The organism is Enterococcus sp. CSURQ0835 (assembly GCF_902706605.1).
GTDB lineage: Bacteria > Bacillota > Bacilli > Lactobacillales > Enterococcaceae > Enterococcus_A.
Map to the genome: position 1 here is coordinate 125,840 of NZ_CACSLH010000002.1, position 16,880 is coordinate 142,719.

Consider the following 16,880-nt stretch of genomic DNA (forward strand, 5'->3'; position numbering starts at 1 on the left):
TTTTTCAAAGCACGAGGATAAAAAAATTGATGATCAGCTCATTTGAACAAATAGTGAAAAGAGGTGGGACACATGAATTCATTTCGGTTTGTGGCTCGGTATAGTCGCGAATTTTTAAGGCATTGGGGAAGTTATGTCTTATTGATCTTAACGACTAATCTCGTCTTAGAATACGCAGTGATTCCATTGTTCCAATTTACTGCGAGTTTTATTTTACAAAAAGGCGACATTCCGTATGTCTCGAATACAAATTTTTTGACGATTTTAACGCAGCATCCAGGCGTGAGTTTGGCGTTACTGTGTTTACTGTTACTGATCTTAGCGGTGATTTTTTTGCAATTCACGTTTCAGTTATTTGGGATCAGAAGTATCCAAGCTAATGAAAATCAAAATTTATGGCAGTTGTTTAAACGTTCGCTTCGTCAAATGCGTCACTTGCGACCAGCGGTATTTTTATTTTTCTTATTTTACTTTATGATCGTGTTACCTTTTGCCAATAGTGTTTTTCGAACGCCACTGTTAAATAAAGTAACGATCCCGACTTTTATCATAGATTTTTTACTAGCAAAACCGTGGTCAGCCGTTTTGTTAGCATTGGGCTATTTAGCGATTTCTTATGTGGGGATGCGCTGGCTGTTCGTCTTGCCTTTGATGATCTTTAAAGAGTTGCGGCCACGTTTAGCGATCCGAGAAAGTTGGCAGCTGACTCATGAGCGCTTTTGGCATTATTTGTGGCGCTTAGTGCTGATCTCAGTTTCGTTGTCGATTATTTCAATGGTTGGTTATGAAATGATCTATCTGTTTCAAACTTTACTGGATCAACTACCTAAACCGCTGCCGGCGATCGGGGCGATGTTGAATTTGACGGGCGTCCAATTGTTTGGGCAATTTTTATTTATGTGGGCGACTGTTTTGTATTTCAGTATCTTATTGCAAAAATTTTTTGCTTTGCCCCTCAAAGTTCCAGAGACCCGCGCTAAACGCAAGATCAATTTGTTGATTCGCATCGCAGCCGGGATCTTTGTCGTATTTTTGAGTTTGTCCACGCTAGCTAGCAACGCTCTTTATTTAGCTGGGATCACGGAGACACAGCCTTTAGTGATTTCTCATCGCGGAGTGGATGAAGAAAACGGGGTACAAAATACCTTGCCAGCTTTAGCGGCGACGATCAAAAAAAAGCCTGACTATGTAGAAATGGATGTCCATGAGACGAAAGACCATCAGTTTGTCGTCATGCATGATGAAAATCTCAAACAGTTGACGGGCGTCGATCGGGCACCGTATCAATTGACTTTAGCTGAATTGACACAACTGACTGCGCGAGAGAATGGTCATGCAGCGAAAGTCGCAAGTTTTGATGACTACTTAGCTTATGCTAACGACCACGGTCAAAAACTATTGATCGAGCTTAAAACGACACCGCATGATTCACCTGAGATGCTAGATCGTTTCATCGCGCGGTATCAAGTGAATATCTTGCGTCACCAACACCGAGTCCATTCGCTAGATTATAACGTAGTCAAAGAATTGAAAAGCCGGGCACCTAAACTGTACGTCAGTTATATCTTGCCTTATAATTTGACTTTTCCTCAGACGACTGCTAACGGTTATACAATGGAAGAAAGTACGTTGAATGAAGATTTTATGGATCAAGCGCGCTTGCAGCAAAAGCAAGTCTATGCTTGGACGGTCAACGATGCGCTGGCGATGGATCGCATGATTTTTTTACATGTCGATGGGATCATCACCGATGACATCACATTGTTAAAAAGTGAGATCGCAGACTTCCAACGTGATCCGACTTTTGCCCAGCGGATTCGAATTTATATCGATCGCATCCCTAGCTTCGATCAAAAGCGTGACGAGAATTAAAATCGTTTAAGTGAGTCTGAAAACGATTGACGGAAGTCATTTTCAGACTCACTTCAGCTGTTTAGAAAAAAACAAGTATTTCATCCGAAAAGCTTCCCAAAAATTTACTAAGACTATGGTAAAATGACGATAACTTGACTGAAGGAGTAACCCATGAAAAAAAGAGGATTTGAAATCGTAACGCAATACCAAAAAGCAAACATCCACTTACCGACACGAGCGACTAAAAAAGCAGCTGGCTATGATTTTGAAGCTGCCGAAGATGTCGTGATCCCGGCATTTTGGAAAACGTTAGTGGCAAAGCTCAGCCGTAACGAAAATGTTGAACCGAAAGTGTTGAAACCCGTGTTAGTACCAACTGGGATCAAAGCTTATATGGCAGAAGATGAGTATTTGCAATTAGCGAATCGCTCTAGTAATTCTTTGAAACGTTTTTTGACGTTGAGTAACGGCGTAGGCATCATCGATAGCGATTATTATAACAATCCTGCTAATGAAGGCCACATCATGTTCCAGTTTACGAATTTTGGTTTGACCGACGTCGTGATCAAAAAAGGTGAGCGGATCGGTCAAGGGATTTTCTTACCATTTTTAAAAGCGGATGGCGATCATGCAATAACAGAACGAACGGGTGGTTTTGGTTCATCTGGTGTCGATGAAAAACGCTAAAACGATCCAATCTATGATAAAATTAAAGAGGTGAAGTTTTTGGCTAAAAAAGCTAGGACCCAATTTGTTTGCCAAGAATGTGGGTATGTTTCGCCCAAGTATTTAGGTCGCTGTCCGAACTGCGGTCGTTGGAACACGTTAGTTGAAGAAACGGTTCAAAATAACGAAGACAGAAGGACGCGGGTCTCGCTGACTGGGGAAAAAGCGCAGCCAACAAAGCTAAAAGATGTCGTGTTCAAAAAAGAAACGCGCGTGAAGACGAAGCTGGGGGAATTGAATCGCGTTCTCGGTGGCGGCGTGGTGCCGGGCTCCCTCGTGTTGATCGGTGGCGATCCGGGTATCGGAAAGTCAACGTTGCTCCTACAAGTTTCCCATCAATTAGCTGAGACAGGTGGCAAAGTGCTGTACGTGTCAGGTGAAGAAAGCGCGCAACAAATCAAATTGCGAGCAGAACGTCTCGGGTCAAGTGACCATGATTTTTATTTATACGCGGAAACGGATATGGGAGAGATCAGTCGCGCAATCGAAAATCTGCAGCCCGACTATGTGATCATCGATTCGATCCAAACGATGACGCAGCCAGATATCTCAAGTGTGGCTGGTTCGGTCAGTCAAGTCCGCGAGACGACAGCGGAACTTTTGAAGTTAGCGAAGACGAACGGGATCGCGATTTTTATCGTCGGTCACGTGACGAAAGAAGGCAACATCGCTGGCCCACGGATGTTAGAACACATGGTGGATACCGTTTTGTATTTTGAAGGGGAAAAGCACCACAGCTTCCGGATCTTACGCGCAGTTAAAAACCGTTTTGGTTCAACGAATGAATTAGGGATCTTTGAGATGCGGGAAAAAGGACTAGTCGAAGTCGCGAATCCTTCTCAAGTATTTTTAGAAGAACGGCTAGAAGGGGCGACGGGTTCAGCGATCGTCGTTGCGATGGAAGGCAGTCGCCCGATTTTAGTCGAGATCCAAGCGTTAGTGACGCCTACAGTTTTTGGCAACGCCAAGCGGACGACGACGGGACTTGATTTCAATCGCGTTTCATTGATCATGGCGGTGTTGGAAAAACGCGCCGGCTTGTTGTTACAAAATCAAGATGCTTACTTGAAAGCAGCGGGGGGCGTGAAGTTGAACGAACCTGCAATTGATTTAGCTGTTGCCGTGGCGATCGCGTCGAGCTATAAGGAAAGTGGCACGCAAGCAACGGAGTGTTTCATCGGTGAGATTGGACTGACGGGTGAGATTCGTCGTGTCAACAGTATCGAGCAGCGGGTCAAAGAAGCGCAAAAATTAGGCTTCAAGAAAATCTACCTGCCAAAGAATAATTTAGGTGACTGGCAAGCCCCTAATGGGATCACGATCGTTCCGGTCGCAACATTAGGTGAAACTTTACGCAAAGTATTTCAATCAAATTAGAAGGAGGGATGTTGATGCAAAAGCGAGTGCTGACCATCATTATCACATTGGTGGGAATCAGCTTAGGGATCACATTGCTTCCGATCGCCTGGTTTGCGCTAGGCTACGGAAACAATTTGTGGCTGAACAATTATTTGACCAACGGATTGCTGGGTGCAATTATTTTTTATTTCTTATCATTAGCAATAGCCGATCCGATCAGCAGTAAATTAAAAAAAATCGAGAAGCGAATCAATGAATTTAGTTTGACGTATATTTTATTTGGGGTGATCGGAGCGATCGTCGCCTTGACGTTAGGTTTGATCATTTCAAACCCGCTCTATAAAATCCCGATTCCTTTCGTTAACAGTGCGTTGCCGATCTTAGTGATGATTTTACTAGGTTATTTAGGCTTTCGAGTGGGAACGACGCGGATCGATGAGTGGCGGAAGTTTTTTAGTGTACGGACGAAAAAAAATGAACAGACAGAAGGGGAAGTCTTAGAACGGAAAGCCGATGATCATTTCCATAAATATAAAATTTTGGATACGAGTGTGATCATCGATGGCCGGATCTATGACATCGCTAAAACTGGCTTTTTAGAAGGCGTCTTGATGATCCCGAACTTCGTGTTGTATGAGCTTCAATACATCGCAGATTCTGGTGATAGTTTGAAACGAGTTCGCGGACGACGCGGCTTGGATATTTTAAATTCATTGCAAAAAGAAGAAGGGATCGCCGTTGAGATGTACGATGGTGATTTTGAAGATATCAGCGAGGTCGATAGTAAGTTGATCAAATTGGCCAAACTGTTGGACGGTGTGATCGTGACCAATGATTATAATTTGAATAAAGTTTCAGAATTTCAAAATGTCGCGGTCTTAAATATCAATGCGCTGGCAAATGCGGTGAAACCGGTTGTGATCCCGGGTGAAACGATGCATGTCTTAGTCGTGAAAGCTGGGACTGAACGGCAACAAGGTGTAGCGTATTTAGATGATGGTACGATGGTCGTGGTGGAAGATGGGCAACATTATATGAACGAACAGATCGAAGTCGTCGTCACTAGTGCGTTGCAAACGGCAGCTGGCCGCATGATCTTTGCTAAACCAGCCCATGCGAATCGCAATCTTAAAGATGATTCACCGGAGAAAAAAATCGAATACAAAAACGATCAGACCGGAAAAAAAGCGGCTAGCCGCTAAGTGTTTTTCTGCAACTTGAATGATTGCTGATCGCCACCTCAGATTGCTATTAATCAGTAAAGTCGTGAGGTGGCGATCAGTTTTTATCTTTCGCGACAAGAAAAATACGGCGAAGCTTTACTAACACTTTATTTGCTTGTACAATCAAGAAGACAAGACAAATCAGGAGGCGCATTATGTCAAAAATTCGTGTACGTTACGCACCAAGTCCAACTGGGCATCTGCATATTGGAAATGCTCGGACGGCATTGTTTAATTATTTATTTGCTCGTCATAACGACGGGGACTTTATCATTCGGATCGAGGATACAGACCAAAAACGAAACATCGCAGACGGCGAGAAAAGTCAGTTAGAAAATCTGGCGTGGTTAGGGATCGATTGGGACGAATCGCCCGAAAAACCAGGTGAGTATGGTCCTTACCGTCAATCAGAACGCAACGAGATCTATCAACCGTTGATCGATCAATTATTAGCGAGCAATTTAGCATATAAATGCTACTGTACAGAAGAAGAGTTGGAAGCAGAACGGGAAGCACAACGCGCGCGTGGCGAGATGCCTCATTACTCAGGCAAATGTGCGCATTTGACGCCAGAAGAACAAGCGCAAAAAGAATCGCAAGGGTTGAAACCAGTCGTTCGTTTCCGAGTACCACGAGATACGACGTACACATTTAATGATTTAGTTAAAGGCGAGATCAGCTTTGAATCAGATAATGTGGGTGGTGATTTTGTCATTCAGAAAAAAGATGGCATCCCAACGTATAATTTTGCAGTCGTAGTGGACGATCACTTGATGAAGATCACGCATGTATTGCGAGGAGACGACCACATCGCCAATACGCCGAAACAATTGATGATCTATGATGCGTTTGGTTGGAAGCGGCCTTTGTTTGGGCACATGACGCTGATCATCAACAGTGAGACTGGGAAAAAATTGAGTAAGCGTGACGAAAGTATCTTACAATTTATCGAACAGTATCGCGAGTTAGGTTATTTACCAGAAGCGATGTTCAACTTCATCGCGCTTTTAGGCTGGTCACCGGTGGGAGAAGAAGAAATCTTCAGTCAAAAAGAATTGATCGAGATCTTTGATACACATCGTTTAAGTAAATCACCAGCAGCTTTTGATCAGAAAAAACTAGAGTGGGTCAACAATCATTACATCAAAGAGATGGATTTGAAAAAATTAACCGAGTTGTGCTTGCCTTATTTGATCAAAGCAGGTAGAGTAGAAGACAATCCAAACGCTGAAAAAATCGCGTGGGTGGAAAAAGTCGTCAGCTTGTATCAGCCACAGATGAGCTATGCAGCTGAGATTGTTACTATCTCTGACTTATTCTTTGAAGAAGAGTTGCAATTAGATGCAGCTGCCAAAGAAGTTTTGGCAGGTGAGACGGTACCGACTGTCTTAAAAGCGTTCAAGGCGCAATTAGAAAGTTTAACGACTGTTGATGCAGCTAGTGTCTTACAAGCGATCAAAGCAGTCCAAAAAGAAACGGGCGTCAAAGGGAAAAATTTATGGATGCCGATTCGAGTAGCGGTCAGTGGGGTGACTCACGGACCAGAATTACCTGAAACGATCGAGATCTTAGGCAAAGCAAAAGCCTTGAAACATTTGAATAGTTTCTTATAAACACGTTGATAAGAAGAAGTAACTGTTGCCGACTTCAAAGAGAGATTGCGGATGGTGGAAGCGATCAAGCCAGGGACAGTGAAATGCATCTTTGAGTGGTTTTGGTGATATGTAGCCAAAAACGAATCGCAAACGTTACGTGCGTCAAAGGCAGTCAAACTGCAAACAAAAGTGGGACCACGTAACAAGCGTCTTTTGAGAATCTTCTCGAAAGGCGCTTGTTTTTTTGTTGCTCAAAAGAAGTTCGTCGTACAAAGGAGGAAAAAATATGGGTTGGTGGCGCCAAGCAATTCAAGCTGCGAAAAAAAATGATCCAGCCGTTAAGTCGAGTGTTGAGGTCGTGTTGACTTATCCCGGAGTCCACGCGATGTTTTGTCACCGCTTCTCACATTTTTTGTATCGGCACCATCGCTATTTATTGGCTCGGATCAATTCGCAGCTGACTAAATTTTTTACGGGCATCGAGATCCATCCGGGAGCTCAGATCGCGCCTGGTGTGTTCATCGATCACGGAACGGGAATCGTGATCGGAGAGACCGCAGTAGTTGAAACTGGCGTTGTGATGTTTCATGGCGTAACATTAGGGGGAACGGGTAAACATACGGGTAAACGGCACCCCACGATTCGCAAAGGCGCATTTTTATCTGCCAATGCGAAGATCTTAGGCCCGATCGAGATCGGTGAAAACACGAAGATCGGAGCTGGGGCGGTCGTGTTAGAAAGTATTCCGGCAAATGCGACGGCGGTCGGTTTGCCAGCTAAAGTCGTTAAATTAAATGGGAGGAAGATTCACCATGATTGAGATCTACAACACACTGACAAGAGAAAAAGAAACCTTTGAACCCATCGAAGCGGGGAAAGTGCGCATGTATGTCTGCGGTCCGACTGTTTACAATTACATCCACATCGGAAATGCGCGGAGTACGATCGCGTTTGATACGATCCGCCGCTATTTTGAGTACCGCGGTTATGAAGTGGATTACGTATCGAATTTTACCGATGTCGATGACAAGATCATCAAAGCCGCTAAAGAATTGAAAGTGACAGCACCAGAAGTTGCGGATCGTTTTATCGCGGCATTTAAAACTGATACGAGTGCGCTACATGTTAAACCGGCGACACTTTATCCGCGAGTGATGAATCATATTCCAGATATCATCAGCTTCATCGAAGTCTTGATCGAAAAAGGCTATGCCTACCAGGCTGGTGGTGACGTTTATTATCGGACACGCAAATTCAAAGATTACGGGAAATTGAGTGACCAATCGATCGATGAATTAGAGATCGGCGCAAGCCAGCGGACGGGAGCGGAACAATTGCAAAAAGAAGATCCGCTAGATTTTGCGTTGTGGAAAGCAGCCAAACCTGAGGAGATCGCGTGGGAGTCACCATGGGGGCAAGGACGCCCAGGCTGGCACATCGAATGCTCAGTGATGGCGACGAAACATTTAGGCGATACGATCGATATTCACGGCGGCGGCCAAGATTTGGAATTTCCTCATCATGAAAATGAAATCGCCCAAAGTGAAGCGAAGACCGGCAAAACATTTGCCAATTATTGGATGCACAATGGCTATGTGACAATTGGCGAAGACGATGTCAAAATGAGCAAATCACTGGGCAACTTTGTGACCGTCCACGACTTAGTCAAAAAAATCGATCCACAAGTTTTGCGCTTTTTCATGGCGACGACTCAATACCGGCGACCGATCCGTTACAGTGAAAGTACGATCAACGAAGCGCAGACCAATCTTCAACGGTTGCAGACGACTTTTGTCAATCTTAATTTCCGTAAACAAACGGCAGTTGACCAACTGGCAGCTGACGCGCAGAAATTAGCTGAGCTTACAACGTTAGAAAATCGTTTTGTTACTGAGATGGATGATGACTTCAATACAGCTAACGGGATCACGATCGTGTATGAACTAGCGAAGTGGTTGAATAATTACAGTGAGCAAGCAGAAGTCTCAGCGGTCGTACTAACAGCGGGCTTGAAATTATTTACCACGTTACTAAGTATTTTCGGGATCTTTTTTGAAGCAGCGGGCTTGTTAGATGCTGAGGTCGATCAATTAATCGTTGAACGGGATCAAGCGCGCGCAGATAAAAACTTTGCGCGAAGTGATGAGATCCGCGATGAATTGAAAGAACAAGGGATCATTTTAGAAGATACGCCTCAAGGAACGCGGTGGAGAAGAGCATAATGACAGATTATAAACAATTAAACGGGTTAGCATTAGCTTATGTAGGAGATGCGATCTACGAGACTTATATTCGGGATCATTTAGTTCGGATGGGTCAGACTCGGCCAAATAAATTACATCATCAAGCAACCCATTACGTGTCGGCTAAAGCGCAAGCGATGCTGATCCAAAAAATGTTAGACACAGATTTATTGACGGCAGAAGAAGTGGCGATCTATCGCCGCGGCCGCAATGCAAAAAGTTATACTTCAGCTAAAAACACCAGCATTATGACATATCGCATGTCAACGGGTTTTGAAGCGTTGATGGGCTATTTGCACTTGTTAGAACAAAAGAATCGATTAGAAGAATTGATTACGTGGTGTATCAAAGAAGTAGGTGAAAAAAATGACAGAACGTAAAGCAAAGAAAAAATTTAAGCAACACACTAAGCCACGCGAGCGTCGCTCAAATGAAGAACGAAGCGATAAGCGCGAGCCAGCTGAAAAAACTGAAGATTTTGTTTTTGGCCATCATGCGAGTGTCGAAGCGTTAAAAGCTGGCCGTGGGAATAAATTATTTATCCAAGAAGATGCGCACGGCGAAAAAACAGACGAGTTGAAACAATTGGCGCAAGATTTTGCAGTGCCTGTGAAATGGGTCCCCAAACAAAAACTCGATACTTTAAGTGATGGTGGTGTCCATCAGGGGATCGTTTTAGCTATCACCCCTTATCAGTATTTGACGTTGACGGAATTGATCGAGCAACAAACAACGGAACCTTTTTTACTGATTTTAGATGGTCTAGAAGACCCGCATAATTTTGGATCGATCTTGCGGACCGCTGATGCTAGTGGTGTTACCGGCGTGATCATTCCAAAACATCGTTCAGTTGGCATCACGTCAGTGGTCACGAAAGCTTCAACGGGTGCGGTGGAATATGTTCCGGTGGCACGCGTGACGAACTTAAGTCAAGCTGTCAAACAATTAAAAGATGCAGGCTACTGGATCTTTGGTACGGAGATGAGTGGTACCGATTATCGTCAGTGGCAAGTAGCGGGCCCGATCGCGTTGATCATCGGGAATGAAGGTCGCGGAATGAGTGCTGGTCTGAAAAAAGAAGTCGACGAACTGTTGACGATCCCTATGACCGGTCACGTCCAAAGCTTAAATGCCAGTGTCGCCGCAGGACTTTTGATGTATGAAGTCTTTCGAAAGCGAAGTGGTCAGTAATGAAAAAGCAATTGCTGATCGTTGATGGTTACAATATGATCGGAGCATGGCCTGAACTGACGACGTTGAAAAATCAAGATCGGTTGGAAGAGGCGCGAGAAGATTTATTGAATCGCTTGTCGAATTATGCCAAGTTTCAAGGGATCGAAGTGATCGTTGTGTTTGATGCGCAATTCGTGCCGGGAATCTCCAAAAGCTATCAAAAATATTTTCTAGAAGTTGTCTTCACTAAAGAAGATGAGACGGCAGACAGTTATATCGAACGGATCGCAGGCGAGTTGAACGATCGGCTGACACAAGTTACAGTGGCTACCAGTGATTTGGCAGAGCAATGGACCGTTTTCTCGCAAGGCGCACTGCGAACGTCAGCGCGTGAGCTGTATAAAAATATTCAAAAAGTTGAAGCTGTGATCAAAGGAACGACAGAAGAAGTGCGTTTTACGGATTATCGACGCAATTCACCTTGGAATCCGCAACAATTGGATAAATTGTCTCGTAAATTGGACGAATTGAGTCGCAAATAAAAGCGGCTCAATTTTTTTGCAGTTTTCTCATCTCATTTCGCTATCCTAAAGTTACTTACATAAAAGGGAGTGACGCACGTGAAGATCGAAGAAAGCATCGCCAAGATCAAACAAGCTGATAATGAAGCGTTTGAAGAGTTGTTGAGACAATACTTACCTGTCATTCGTAATGCTGAAGCCCGCTATTACTTGTTGGATTTTGATAGTGATGATTGGCTACAAGAAGGTCGACTGGCGTTACATAAAGCGGCCCTGACTTATAAAGACGATCAAGGAACGACCTTTGGCTTATATTTCAAATTGATTTTTGAAAATGCGATCCGTTCCTTATTACGTAAACAAAAAGCGTTGAAGCGCAAAGCAAACACCGAAGCCCGTTCATTTGATGATCCTGAAACTGAGTGTCAGTTAAGTCAGTTTAGTTATGCTCCGCAAGTCATTGATGACCTGATCATTCGTGAGACATTAGAATCGGAGACGAATTGTCTTTCTGAGTTGGAACAAATCGTCTTTGCTTGCTATTTGCGTTCCTTTGATGAAGCGGAGATCAGTCAATTATTGGGCAAAGAAGTGAGGACTGTGAAAGGCGCGATTGATCGAGTGAAACGTAAAATCAGGCGGCGGATCAATCAGTGAGGGAAGTGCCACAGCTAAAAAATAAAACGCCCAGTACAGTTTTTTATAAGGAATAGTTAGTTATCTTAATTACTGAAACTCCAGCTGGAAGCGGAACCATGAATGCGATGATCACTAGGTGTTGCAAAATGATTTTTCTTATGTTAGTATTGAGTTTTCGCAACTTTTGTGTTATGATTGATTTCGAGGTGAACTGAATGCCAACAACGTTAGCGTCCATCAAAAAAAGTTTAGAAGATCGACTAGGAAGTCCGATCATGTTGACTGCCCAAACTGGCAGAAAGCGTCAGACCGAACGAAAAGGTGTCTTAACCGAGACGTATCCGTCGGTATTCGTGGTCGACTTAGATCCTGATGAAAATTCTTTCGAACGAGTGTCTTATAGTTATTCCGATGTGTTGACTCGGACGGTCGAGATTGAATTTTTAACTGAAGCAGTTTAAAAAGACTGAGGTATCAAGTAAAGGTACCCGTAGTTTAAAAGTAGAGATCTTACAAAGGCTGATTGGCTTTTATAAGATCTCTGCTTTTTTAATTTGTGAGCCGATAGAATGTAAAAAAAGAATCCACCTAAGTTAGTTACTTAAGTGAATTCCGGATAAAAACTAAATAGTTGTTTTTCTATTTGCCACGCAATGAGAATTTAAGTTGCTTCAAAGTTTATTTAGTGGGCATTTGTACAGAGTGATTTGGTTTGATAGTAGCGTTAACCGGCTTACTGGATTTGATCTTCTTTAAATACCAGACAAACATTAGAATGTAAGCGGCTAAAGCTAAGATAGAAAAGCCGATCAACTTAAGGTCTAATGTTTTTGCAGCGGTCCCAAATAACATCGCTAACATTTTTTCAATTGGATCTGAGTCAACTGAACTAAATAATTGACCTTTTGAAAGACCTTTAGGAAAATTCCCCATAGCAATAGATGTTTTCGTTAAAAATGGCGCAATCAAGGTAGCAGCCCATAAGAACAAAGGAATCATGATTGTTCCGATCAAGGTCATGCGAATAACCCGCCCTCGTGTAACGATTAATAGCGCTGGAGTTAAAACGGTTAAAATAATCCCACCTAAAGGCAGAACTTTATTTCCTGGCAATACCATGGCAATTACTAATAAAATCGGGGCTAAAATGTTCGCAACTGCCCAAATTTCGGCTCTCGAGGCTAAGATGGGCCAATCAATCGCAACATACAATTTTCTTCCTCTTAATCGTTTGCTCATCATAGTTGAAATTCCATCAGATAATGGTTCAATGGCAGGACCGAACCATCCGCCTACAATTCCAAATAATTCAAGGGCGACGCCAGCAGTGAAAGCTAGAGTGAAGATAGCCGGGACAGTTTGCTGTCCTAGGATCCCGATGAATACACCTAAATAAATACCAATCGCGAATTTACTTCCCCAAAAGCCGATTTTTTTATTCAAAGTTTCAGCATCAAAGTCAAATTTATCAATGAATGGAATACAAACATCAATTAATTTATTGAAGATCATTACGACTGGAGCTACTAAAAGGGAAGGATGAGCAGTCGTCGTGATATTTTCTTGATCGTAATCTAATAAGTCATCGATGGTAGGTTTTATAGCATCTGCGTTAAACAACATCAATGCATAAATGAAGACTACGAAAATCGAAGTCACGAAAATATTATTTCCAGAATAGTAATGAATCAATAGGCCTAATACAGAAACATTCCAGATGTTGAATAAATCTACATTCAATGTATTGGTTACTTTCAAAAACAGCATAACTAAGTTAGTTAAAGTACAGATAAAAGCAAAATAAAGCGTATACATCGAACCCCAAGTGATAACGGCAAGTGGTGCCCAACCTAAATCGGTAATAGATAAATTAACACCTGTAGACTTTACGAAAGCATCTAAAGCGGGACCAAAAGCGCTCGTTAGTAATGAAATGATCGATCCCATACCAGTCAGTGCAATGGCCATCCGAATGCCGCCTTCTATCGATTTAGAAAAAGAGACACGGAAAGCTAAAGAGAGTAAGGTGATGATGACAAACATCATGGCCGCACCACCGAGACTAATAAAAAAATTGAAGCCATTGTTTAGCGTTTCAATCATAATAAGTTCCTCCTAAATTACTTACATAGTTACGTAATCGGTTACGTAATTTAGGATGTTTTTAGCATAATCTTTTTCCTGTAATTTTGCAACCCCTTTTATTCTTATTGACAATTTTATATAGAGGATCTATACTTTTATCGTAATCGGTTACGAAAGATGGGATTAAATATCATGTCAACAATCAAAGAAGTTGCGCAGTTAGCCGGGGTTTCTACGGCTACTGTTTCGCGGATCATTAATGGGAAAGGGGAAGCTAGCCCAGAAACGATCAATAAAGTACTGAAAATCGTGCGAGAGTTAAATTATCGTCCAAATAGTGTTGCTAAAAGTCTTTCCAAACAACAATCAGATTTAATTGCGCTTTTAATTCCTAACTTGGATAATCCTTTTTTTAGCGAACTTGTGAAAGCGATTGAGAAATCAGCAAATGAACAAGGATATCAAATATATTTGTGCAACAGTGAGGATAATCGAGAAAAGGTAGAATATTATTTAGAAGCTATGAAAGATAACTATGTTGCTGGGGCAATTATTAATTCATTATATGTTACAGAAGCTGATTTGGACACACTAGAAGCGAGTGGTATTGCTACGATTACAATTGATCGTGCGCAATTCTTACATCCATATTCAGCAGTTTCCATTGATCATGTTACTGGAGGCTACCTTGCAGCAAAACACTTAATTGATACTGAGAAAAGTAAGAAGCTCCTTTTTTTATCTGGACCTGAGCAAGAAAAAAGTTCTCAGGACCGATATCAGGGATACTTACGAGCAATTTCTGAGAATAACGTTGAGCATGTAGGAAAATTGTACGGCGACTTTGATATTAGCAGTGGCTATCAATTAGTTTATGATTTTCTTGCTAAAGATAAATCAATTGATGGCATTGTGAGTTCAAATGATGCAATGGCTTTAGGTGCTTTGCGAGCATGTAAAGATTTAGCAGTCCGTGTTCCCGAAGATATAGGGATTGTGGGGTATGACAACATTAGCTATGGTAAGTACGCAATTCCGCGACTAACGACAGTTGATCAATTTAAAACGAAAATTGGACAGACTATTATGAAAGAATTGATCGATGTCAGCCAAAGAAAGAAGTCACCCAAAAAATATGAGATAAAACCAGAGATAGTGACTAGGGATTCAACTATAAAGAGGAGCTGAATAAAATGTTACAAATTGGACCATCATTGATGTGTACAGATTTAGGCAACGTAAAAGGCGATCTTAAAGAATTAGACGCAGCAGGAGTAGATTTTTACCATATTGATATTATGGATGGGATTTTTGTAAACAACTTTACTTTAGGTCCAGACTTCGTTCAAAAAGTCCGGGACTTAACTGAAAAACCGCTTGATATCCATTTGATGGTGGAAAATCCAGAACGGTTTATTGATTTATTCCATCAGGTAGGTTCAGACATGATTGCAATTCATGCAGAAGCAACCCGTAATTTGCAAGGAACCTTAACAAAAATAAAGAGTTTAGGGATGAAAGCTGGGGTGGCGATCAATCCTTCAACTCCACTAGATGTTTTAGATTATGTCTACAGCGTAACCGATTACGTTGTTTTGATGACGGTTAATCCTGGGTTTGCGGGGCAAAAATTTATCCCTGACATGTACGAAAAAATCGCTCAATTAAAAGCTGAAATTGATAAAAGAGGATTGCAGATCGAAATTGAAGTTGATGGAAATATTGGAGCTGCGACTATTCCTCAGTGTATTGCGCAAGGTGCAACTCGTTTTATAGGTGGCTCAAGTTCAATTTACAATCCCAAATTTACACTAACAGATAATGTCAAAGCAACGAAAGAATTATTGAAAGGAGGCAATTAGTATGGATTTTGATGTAGTTGTTTTAGGTAGTATTAATTTAGATGTCAAAGCTTTAGTCGGGACTTATCCTCAGCATAAAGATACTTCTTTTGCTAAAGAAATCGATATGATCCCAGGTGGAAAAGGTTCAAATCAAGCAGTAGCTGTATCAAAATTAGGTGGAAAGATTGCATTTCTTGGAGCAGTAGGTAATGATAGCGCCGGGAATCAAATGCTTACCAACTTAAAGAAAAATGGGGTAGATACAAGCTATATTAAAATCAGTGAGACTGAAGGCACAGGGACTTTTTTAGTCATGTTAGATGATAATGGTGATAATACGATGGTAGGTACGTTAGGGGCTAACGATACTTTAACCGCTGAAGATATTACTCAACCATTAAGCACTATCAATGCACCGGTTTTGTTATTACAAATGGAGACAAGTCATGAATCAATCATGGCTGCACTTAAAGCGGCTAAAGAAAAAGAGATGTTTGTCATTTTGGATCCTGCACCAGCAGATGGCTATTTTGAAGAGGCGCTTACTTATGCTGATTGCGTTACTCCGAATCAACAAGAAACTGAAAAAATTTCAGGAATTAAAGTTGAAACATACGAGGATGCTGTTAAGGCGGCTAAAGTGATTCATGAAAAAGGGGCTAAAACCGTCATTATCAAAATGGGTAGTGAAGGAAATGTTGTCTATCAAGCCGGCAAAGTCGAGTTTGTAGCAGCACATAAAGTAAAAGCTGTAGATACGATTGGAGCTGGGGATACCTTTGCTGGAGCATTAGCAGTTCACTATGCAAAACATCATGACTTAATTAAAGCGGTTGAGTTTGCCAATCAAGCGGCTGCAGTGAAAGTCAGTCGTACCGGTGGACAAAGTTCTATCCCGACAATTAGTGAGTTAGAAAATTTAGTTCATTAGTCAGATAGTAAACTGAATAATATCAAAGACTAGTTTGGATCTCAGTTGAGATCTAGACTAGTCTTTTTGATTCCAATTTTTTGAGATCCGTGGTAATTAGCAGCATCAAAGAGTATCAAGTTGTAAGTAGATAACTGAATTTTATTTTTACTCTTTTTTAATCGTCGTCCGCCAATTTTCTTTTTTAAAGTTAGCAGTATTTTGCTCGACTAACAGATCGCGGATGTCAGCTAAATATTCTTCCGTGGCACTTGGTTCTGGTGTCTCTTCAGCAGCAGGCTTTTGAAATTTATTCAGCGCTTTGACGATTAAAAACAAAACGACACCAGTGATCAAAAAAGTGATCGCTGCACTGACGACATCACCAAAGGCAAATGTAACGCCAGCAGTTGGACTCCAATCTAAGACTGACATCGCTTCGTTCAAACTTTTTCCGCGAGTAAAAAGTGATACGATCCACGCGACTAATGGTGTGATCAGACCTTTGACGATGTTCGTGACGATCGAAGTAAACGCACTGCCGATCACGACTCCGACAGCTAGTTCTACGACATTTCCGCGCATGATGAAAGCTTTGAATTCTTTTAACACACAACTCACTTCCTTTAAGTTTTCTATCGTTTTAGTATACCGAAATGATCGGAAAATAAAAGTGGTTATTTGTAAGTGGTAAATACTCAACTGGAA

The 16,880-nt window shown here is 41.9% G+C and carries 17 protein-coding genes and 1 other annotated feature; of the genes, 15 read left to right on the forward strand and 2 right to left on the reverse strand.

The window, feature by feature from the left end:
- Positions 1-72: 72 nt before the first annotated feature.
- From GVJ38_RS01945 to GVJ38_RS02000, 12 genes are all read left to right on the forward strand, one after another.
- Entirely contained in the window at positions 73-1,872 is a 1,800-nt protein-coding gene (locus GVJ38_RS01945) for a glycerophosphoryl diester phosphodiesterase membrane domain-containing protein (RefSeq protein WP_159721487.1), read from the forward strand.
- A gap of 153 nt (positions 1,873-2,025) precedes the next feature.
- On the forward strand, positions 2,026-2,541 hold the full coding sequence (locus tag GVJ38_RS01950; protein WP_159721488.1) for a dUTP diphosphatase: 516 nt from the start codon (positions 2,026-2,028) through the stop codon (positions 2,539-2,541).
- Between the two features lie 39 nt (positions 2,542-2,580).
- Positions 2,581-3,957 carry a DNA repair protein RadA gene (radA, locus tag GVJ38_RS01955; protein ID WP_159721489.1) on the forward strand — a complete coding sequence of 459 codons (1,377 nt, stop codon included), beginning with the start codon at positions 2,581-2,583 and terminating at the stop codon, positions 3,955-3,957.
- A gap of 14 nt (positions 3,958-3,971) precedes the next feature.
- The gene (locus tag GVJ38_RS01960; protein WP_159721490.1) at positions 3,972-5,141 is read left to right on the forward strand and encodes a PIN/TRAM domain-containing protein; all 1,170 of its coding nucleotides are present in this window, start codon (positions 3,972-3,974) and stop codon (positions 5,139-5,141) included.
- Positions 5,142-5,317: 176 nt separating this feature from the next.
- Positions 5,318-6,775 (forward strand): glutamate--tRNA ligase, encoded by a 1,458-nt coding sequence (gene gltX, locus GVJ38_RS01965; protein WP_159721491.1) that lies wholly within the window; start codon positions 5,318-5,320, stop codon positions 6,773-6,775.
- Positions 6,772-6,974, forward strand: a binding site (T-box leader). (Overlaps the previous gene by 4 nt.)
- 69 nt (positions 6,975-7,043) lie before the next feature.
- Positions 7,044-7,577: a serine O-acetyltransferase EpsC gene (gene epsC, locus GVJ38_RS01970; protein ID WP_159721492.1), complete on the forward strand. Its 534-nt coding sequence runs from the start codon at positions 7,044-7,046 to the stop codon at positions 7,575-7,577.
- Positions 7,570-8,979, forward strand: a complete 1,410-nt coding sequence (gene cysS, locus GVJ38_RS01975; RefSeq protein ID WP_159721493.1) for a cysteine--tRNA ligase — start codon at positions 7,570-7,572, stop codon at positions 8,977-8,979. The genes epsC and cysS overlap by 8 nt, the downstream gene beginning before the upstream one ends.
- A complete protein-coding gene (locus GVJ38_RS01980) occupies positions 8,979-9,380 on the forward strand; it encodes a Mini-ribonuclease 3 (protein WP_159721494.1) in 402 nt (133 codons plus the stop codon). The genes cysS and GVJ38_RS01980 overlap by 1 nt, the downstream gene beginning before the upstream one ends.
- Positions 9,367-10,191 carry a 23S rRNA (guanosine(2251)-2'-O)-methyltransferase RlmB gene (gene rlmB, locus GVJ38_RS01985; protein WP_159721495.1) on the forward strand — a complete coding sequence of 275 codons (825 nt, stop codon included), beginning with the start codon at positions 9,367-9,369 and terminating at the stop codon, positions 10,189-10,191. The genes GVJ38_RS01980 and rlmB overlap by 14 nt, the downstream gene beginning before the upstream one ends.
- On the forward strand, positions 10,191-10,715 hold the full coding sequence (locus GVJ38_RS01990; protein WP_159721496.1) for an NYN domain-containing protein: 525 nt from the start codon (positions 10,191-10,193) through the stop codon (positions 10,713-10,715). Before rlmB ends, GVJ38_RS01990 begins: the two co-directional genes overlap by 1 nt.
- A 78-nt stretch (positions 10,716-10,793) precedes the next feature.
- Positions 10,794-11,351 carry an RNA polymerase sigma factor gene (locus tag GVJ38_RS01995; protein ID WP_159721497.1) on the forward strand — a complete coding sequence of 186 codons (558 nt, stop codon included), beginning with the start codon at positions 10,794-10,796 and terminating at the stop codon, positions 11,349-11,351.
- A gap of 197 nt (positions 11,352-11,548) precedes the next feature.
- A complete protein-coding gene (locus GVJ38_RS02000) occupies positions 11,549-11,794 on the forward strand; it encodes a Veg family protein (RefSeq protein WP_159721498.1) in 246 nt (81 codons plus the stop codon).
- 217 nt (positions 11,795-12,011) lie between these two features.
- Here the strand turns inward: GVJ38_RS02000 and GVJ38_RS02005 are convergent, their stop codons facing one another.
- Complete coding sequence (locus tag GVJ38_RS02005) at positions 12,012-13,436, reverse strand: PTS transporter subunit IIC (protein ID WP_159721499.1); 1,425 nt, start codon at positions 13,434-13,436, stop codon at positions 12,012-12,014.
- Positions 13,437-13,610: 174 nt separating this feature from the next.
- Between GVJ38_RS02005 and GVJ38_RS02010 the strand changes: the two genes are divergently transcribed.
- The 3 genes from GVJ38_RS02010 to rbsK are packed head-to-tail and all read left to right on the forward strand — an operon-like array spanning position 13,611 to position 16,193.
- Positions 13,611-14,606: a LacI family DNA-binding transcriptional regulator gene (locus GVJ38_RS02010; protein WP_159721500.1), complete on the forward strand. Its 996-nt coding sequence runs from the start codon at positions 13,611-13,613 to the stop codon at positions 14,604-14,606.
- A gap of 5 nt (positions 14,607-14,611) precedes the next feature.
- The gene (gene rpe / locus GVJ38_RS02015) at positions 14,612-15,280 is read left to right on the forward strand and encodes a ribulose-phosphate 3-epimerase (protein WP_159721501.1); all 669 of its coding nucleotides are present in this window, start codon (positions 14,612-14,614) and stop codon (positions 15,278-15,280) included.
- Between the two features lies 1 nt (position 15,281).
- Positions 15,282-16,193 (forward strand): ribokinase, encoded by a 912-nt coding sequence (gene rbsK / locus GVJ38_RS02020; protein ID WP_159721502.1) that lies wholly within the window; start codon positions 15,282-15,284, stop codon positions 16,191-16,193.
- A 147-nt stretch (positions 16,194-16,340) separates the two neighbouring features.
- Here rbsK and mscL read toward each other — a convergent pair whose 3' ends face one another.
- Positions 16,341-16,784: a large conductance mechanosensitive channel protein MscL gene (gene mscL / locus GVJ38_RS02025; protein WP_159721503.1), complete on the reverse strand. Its 444-nt coding sequence runs from the start codon at positions 16,782-16,784 to the stop codon at positions 16,341-16,343.
- Between the last annotated feature and the right edge of the window lie 96 nt (positions 16,785-16,880).